The sequence below is a fragment of the Corynebacterium sp. genome, from assembly GCF_030530965.1.
Classification (GTDB): Bacteria; Actinomycetota; Actinomycetes; order Mycobacteriales; family Mycobacteriaceae; genus Corynebacterium.
This window is the reverse complement of the sequence record NZ_JAUMTY010000013.1, coordinates 18,131-24,035: the sequence shown is the minus strand read 5'-3', so window position 1 is coordinate 24,035 and position 5,905 is coordinate 18,131. Positions and strand designations below refer to the sequence as shown.

3 protein-coding genes are annotated in these 5,905 nt (G+C 58.0%); 1 reads left to right on the top strand and 2 read right to left on the bottom strand.

Annotation, left to right across the window (positions count from 1 at the left end; genetic code table 11):
• Positions 1-2,109, top strand: a 2,109-nt coding sequence (locus Q3981_RS04145) for a glucose PTS transporter subunit IIA (RefSeq protein ID WP_303124218.1), incomplete at its 5' end; no start/stop codon positions are given.
• Here Q3981_RS04145 and Q3981_RS04140 read toward each other — a convergent pair.
• Both Q3981_RS04140 and betT read right to left on the bottom strand, forming a co-directional pair.
• Positions 2,093-3,625, bottom strand: coding sequence for an aldehyde dehydrogenase family protein (locus Q3981_RS04140; RefSeq protein ID WP_303124217.1), 1,533 nt, complete (start codon positions 3,623-3,625; stop codon positions 2,093-2,095). The genes Q3981_RS04145 and Q3981_RS04140 overlap by 17 nt on opposite strands.
• A gap of 42 nt (positions 3,626-3,667) precedes the next feature.
• A partial coding sequence (betT, locus tag Q3981_RS04135) for a choline BCCT transporter BetT (protein WP_303124216.1) occupies positions 3,668-5,905 on the bottom strand: 2,238 nt, incomplete at its 5' end.

Below are 5,905 nucleotides of genomic sequence, written 5' to 3'. Positions count from 1 at the left end.
TCGAAACGGAAGTTTCATAGACCCGACTTTTCCCAGCTCCAGCGGTTGGGCAAAAGCCTCATGCTGCCCATCGCGCTCCTGCCGGCAGCGGGAATACTTCTCCGATTAGGCCAAGACGACCTCCTCGGAAGGATCCAAACCCCCGTTATCGGCCCCTTCTTCGAGGCGATGAGCGCCGCCGGCCAAGCGCTCTTCTCGCAGCTCCCGCTCCTTTTTGCGGTCGGCGTAGCCATTGGTTTCGCTAAGAAGGCCGACGGGTCAACAGCCCTGGCTGCCGTCGCCGGCTACCTTGTGATGGGGGCAGTGTTCAAACAAATGTCGCCGCTCGTCCTCCACGGAGTCAAAGATTCCTCAGGCGAACAAGCGCTCATCGATTACAGCGTCTTCGGCGGTATCGTCGTCGGTCTGCTCACCGCGTGGCTCTACGACAAGTATCACGACATTAAACTGCCGTCCTACCTCGGGTTCTTCGGCGGGCGTCGATTCGTGCCCATCGTCGTCTCAGTAACGACGCTGATCACCGGATTCGTTCTGTCGTACATTTACCCCATCTTTAACGAAGGGTTGACGGCGATCGGCCGGTTCATCGGTGGAACGGGTGCATTAGGAGCGTTTGTTTACGGATTTGCTAACCGAATGCTCATCCCGCTGGGACTTCACCACATTCTGAACACCTACGTGTGGTTTATTTACGGTGATTACAACGGACCCGACGGAACTGTGTCCGGCGAGCTCTCCCGCTTCGCCGCAGGCGATCACTCCGCGGGGCTGCTGACCTCCGGTTTTTATCCCATTTTGATGTTCGGTCTTCCCGCAGCAGCGCTGGCCATGATTCACACAGCGAAGAAGGGCCAAAAAGCGACGGCGGTCGGTATCCTCTCCGCTGCCGGATTGACGGCGTTCTTTACCGGCGTGACCGAACCACTCGAATTCGCGTTTATGTTCTTGGCGTTCCCCCTCTACGTTGTCCACGCGGTGCTCACAGGCCTGTCCCTCGCTATTGCGGAGCTATTGAACATCCACCTGGGGTTCTCGTTCTCTGCCGGGCTACTCGATTTGATTCTCTATGGCACGGCCCCCGCTGCACACAACATTCCTCTTCTTATCGTTCAAGGGCTCGCGTTCGCGGTTCTGTACTACCTCATATTCCGGTTCGCCATCGTGCATTGGAATCTCCACACACCAGGCCGAGCAGATGCGGCGGTCGGTGCAGCTGACAACACCGATGAGTCGGGCTCAGAAGCCGGCACTACAACGTCGGAAAATGGAACTTCGGAGGCTTCCTCGAGCACCACGGGTGGCAGCGCAGGACAAGGTTCACCTGCCCCATCGTCGCGGGCCGAAGCCCTCATTAACGCTTTCGGCGGGCGGGACAACCTCGCGAACGTGGACGCATGCATTACCCGGCTCCGCATGGAAGTCAACAACCCCGCCGCCGTCGATAAGAACAAACTCCAAGCTTTGGGCGCGTCCGGGGTCATGGAGATCGGAACCAGTGTCCAAGCAGTCTTCGGGACAGAATCTGATGTCCTTAAAGACGAAATCAACGCAGCTCTCGCGGTTGCTGCCTCCGCAGAACACTCAGAGCCGACGCCAGACTCAGCGGAGGCACCCTCCACAGAACCCCATGGGCCTCTGGAAGTCCGCGCGCCGATCCCCGGAACAGTGATCCCGCTCTCGCAGGTAGAAGATGAAACCTTCGCGTCGGAAACAGTGGGCCGCGGCCTCGCTATCCGCCCGGAAGACGACGTACTCGAGGCCGTCGCTCCCGTCAGCGGCCGCATCATGCAGCTCTTCCCGCACGCCTTCGCCATCATGACCGACGACCGCATCGGCGTCCTCGTGCACCTGGGTATCGACACCGTTGAATTAAACGGCCAAGGATTCACGGTCCACGCCAAGAAGGGCGACCACGTTGTCCAAGGTCAGCCGATCGTGACATACGACGTGCCCGCCGTCGCTGCAGCTGGCCGGCCCACCACTGTTCCTGTTGTGGTGATGGACAGCCGACGGATGGAAATCACCATGGCATCCGAGCCGACGGAGAACGCATCAGTCACGACCATGCGGCCGCTGTTCTCCGTCGAAAAACCTACTCCTCGGGGCTAAACCACCCGGTCACGGCCGGCGTCGTGTTGTGATAAATGTGCTTCGGCTCGGTGTATTCCTCCAGGCCAGTGGGGCCGAGTTCGCGGCCCATGCCGGACTGGCCGAAGCCGCCCCACTCTGCCTGTGGCAAGTAGGGGTGGAAATCATTAATCCAGATCGTTCCGTGCCGTAACCCACGAGCAACGCGCTCTGCGCGGCCCGCGTCGGACGTCCACACGGCCCCGGCCAACCCGTAGTTCGTGTCGTTCGCGATGCGGATGGCTTCCTCTTCCGTCGAGAATGTCTCCACAGTCACCGTCGGGCCAAAGGCCTCATCGTGAACACAGTCCATCTCCTGGGTGCACTGATCGATCACCGTCGGCAAGTAGAACCAGCCATCATCCAGTGACGCACTGCCGTCGGCTGTGGGACCAGTACCAAAAGCACCGCCACACCGGACGCGGGCACCTTGCTCGCGAGCATGGGCCACATAATTCGAGACCTTCTCGCGGTGCGCCTCCGAGATCAACGCACCCGTCTCCGCTTTCTCATCAAACGGACCACCCAAGCGAACCTTTTCCGCACGGGCCACAAGGTCGGTGACAAAGCGCTCAGCAATGGACTCCTCGACGACGAGCCGCGCACCCGCCGAGCACACCTGCCCGGAGTGGACGAACGCAGCATTCATCGCGTTATCCAGCGCAGCGTCGTAGTCGGCATCCGCGAAAATGACATTGGGGTTCTTGCCGCCCAGCTCAAGGGCAATCTTCTTCACTGTCAGTGACGCTTCAGAGGCCAAGTGGCGTCCGGTCTCCAGGCCACCCGTGAAGGACACCATGTCGACACGCGGGTCGCTCGATAAGGGTGCTCCCGCCGATTTACCAGCGCCGGTGACCAGGTTCCCCGCCCCCTTGGGCAGCCCGGCCTTATCCATCACATCCAGCAAAAGCATAGAAGTGTGGGGAGTCAGCTCGGCCGGCTTCAGAACAAAGGTGTTCGCCGCCGCCACACAGGGCGCAACCTTCCACGCAACCTGAAGAAGCGGGTAATTCCACGGGGTAATCAGCCCGCACACGCCCACCGGCTCACGCACAATACGCGAGCTTATCGACGGATCACCAGCGTCAACGACGCGACCGGCGTCGTTACCGGCGAGCTTGCCGAAGTAACGGAAGCATCCGATGATGTCATCCATATCGGCATTGGATTCCATAAGGCGCTTGCCCGTGTCCAAGGACTCCGCTAGCGCGAATTCGTTCTTGCGCTTTTCAATACCGTCCGCGACGGCGAGGAGAAGCTGGCCGCGGTCGAAGCCCGACCATCCTGACCACACGCCCGAGTCAAAAGCCTCACGAGCAGCGGCGATGGCGCGGTCGGTGTCCTTCGTCGACGCCTCAGCGACCACACCTACTGCCTGATTGTTAGCAGGGCAGGTGATCGTGCGTGTCTCACCGTCGATTGCAGAACCCCATTCACCATTGATGAACAGTGATTCCGGCTCGGCTGCCGGCGTCGGGGCAGTTTTCATTTGCGTCATTGATTGCGACATAAAGTGTCTGCACTCACTTTCTAGTGATCGTTATTTTTCGCTCTCTGGAGAGGCCGAGCCCTGTGATGACGCGGAGGAAGAGCCGACTGCCGTCGATTCCTCCGTAGAAGCCGACGGATCCGCCTCCTCTTGTTTCTCACTTCTCACAGAACTGCCTGTTGTAGCGGCACTGTCCGCAGCATAGTCGGAATAATCGTCTACCCATTCGACGACCGGATCGGCATTATCCGACAAGTCGGATCCGCCCGGAAGATCGGATTGAAGGTGAAGGAATTCCATATGCCTCTCATACAAATCTAAAACGTTTTCAATGAGCTGAGATTCCGTATAGCCATAAACGTCATAGCCCAGCGAACCGGTGAGCGTGAAGATTTCCAACCGGTAATACAGTTCTTCACTGTCACTATCCAGATGAATGCGGCCGGCGAACGACGGCATCGGGTATTGCGTGGGATAAATCTGGTAGCGGAAGTCTTTGTCGCTCCCAAACTTCACGCGGAAGTCAAGCTGAGCTAATCCCAGCCCCTCGACGATTGACCGCGTGTACTCGACATCTGCACCGCGTTCCTTGCATGCCTTCGCCACTTTGTCCAAAGCGGGGGCAGCGACCTTATCGATATATGCCTCCACCTGGTTATATGACGGGAATGACATGGCTCGGTTGAGGCGTTTCCTCCAGTTCATTCCGGCTTCCGCAGGCGCAGCGCGGCTAGACATTGCGCCGTGTAGAGCACGCGCACTCGATTTGGATTGCAATAGTTCCAAACGCAATGACTTAAACAAGCTGTACATCACGAGATACATGACGATAGCGAACGGCAACCCCATAATGATCGTTGCGTTTTGCAAAGCGGGAATACCGTCGACAAACAGCATAGATATGGTAAGAACACCGACGGCGGCGGCCCAGAAAATACGGGACCATGCGCGTCCATCTTGCTGAGAATCCGTAATTTTCGACGTGAAGTTACTCATGACCAGTGCCGCGGAGTCCGCAGAGGTGATGTAGAGCAACAGACCGATCAGCGACGCTGCTCCCATCACAACCATGCCGGCCGGATACTGACCCAGCAGGAGGTAGAACGCGCGCTCTGGCTTATCGACTGCCATGTGGCCAAAGTCGCTATCGCCGTGAATAACTTTATCCAGAGCGGAATTCCCGAAAAAGGACACCCATAGCAGGACGAATAAAAATGGTACGGACATCGTACCGACAACGAACTGCCGCAAACTGCGCCCGCGCGAAATGCGCGCCAGGAATAGACCGATGAAGGGGGCCCAGGCCACCCACCATGCCCAGAAGAACAGCGTCCATGAGTTCAGCCATTCTTGAGCACCGGAGAATGCGTAGGTATCCATCGTCATGCCCGGGAACTTCGACACATATTCGCCCACATTCATGACCAGGGCGTCGAAGAGGAAAGCTGTTCGGCCTGTGACCAGGATGTAGAGCATGAGCCCGATAGCGAGGAGCACGTTGATCTCTGAGAGGCGTTTGATTCCTTTATCAACACCAGACACTGCAGAAATCGTGGCCACCGCAACCGCTAGCACGATTAGCCCTATTTGCCAGCCTAAGTTCTCGGGGAAGTTAAAAAGGACCTTCAGCCCGTAATTGAGCTGAACAACCCCAATACCCAATGATGTGGCAACACCGAAAACCGTGCCTAACATGGCCGCGATATCGACGGCATCGCCGGCGGGTCCATGAATCCGCTTACCGATCAGCGGATAGAGCGCGGATCGAATGGATAGGGGCATGTTCAGGCGGTATGCGAAGTACCCGAAGGCCATTCCCATCAAGGCATACAACGCCCACCCTGTGATCCCGTAGTGGAACAGGGTGAAAACAACGGCCTGACGTGCGGCTTCAATGCTCTCACCGTCGCCTGATGGTGGGTGGTAATACTGGCTCACCGGCTCCGCCACCGAGAAGAACAGCAAGTCGATGCCGATACCTGCGGCGAAAAGCATCGATGCCCAAGAGAAAAGGCCGAACTGCGGTTTCGCATGGTCCGGCCCGAGTTTGATGAGGCCCGCACGGGTGATGGCAACACCGAGCATGAACAGCACAGCCACCGTGGCGGTGAGGATATAGAACCATCCAGCATTCTTCGACACTGTTCCAACGATGTCCGTCAGCACGGACAGTGCGTTATCGGGTGCCAGTATCGCCCACAGCGCAATGCAGATGATGAGAACGCCGGAAATGATAAACACCGGCCAGTTCACATCTGGCGGGTCTACGGTCCTGGTTGGTTGAGACCC

What these genes read in the sequence shown, in the direction of transcription:
- Q3981_RS04140 (WP_303124217.1), bottom strand. Translation starts at nt 3,625, where the DNA reads ATGACGCAAATGAAAACTGCCCCGACGCCGGCAGCCGAGCCGGAATCA.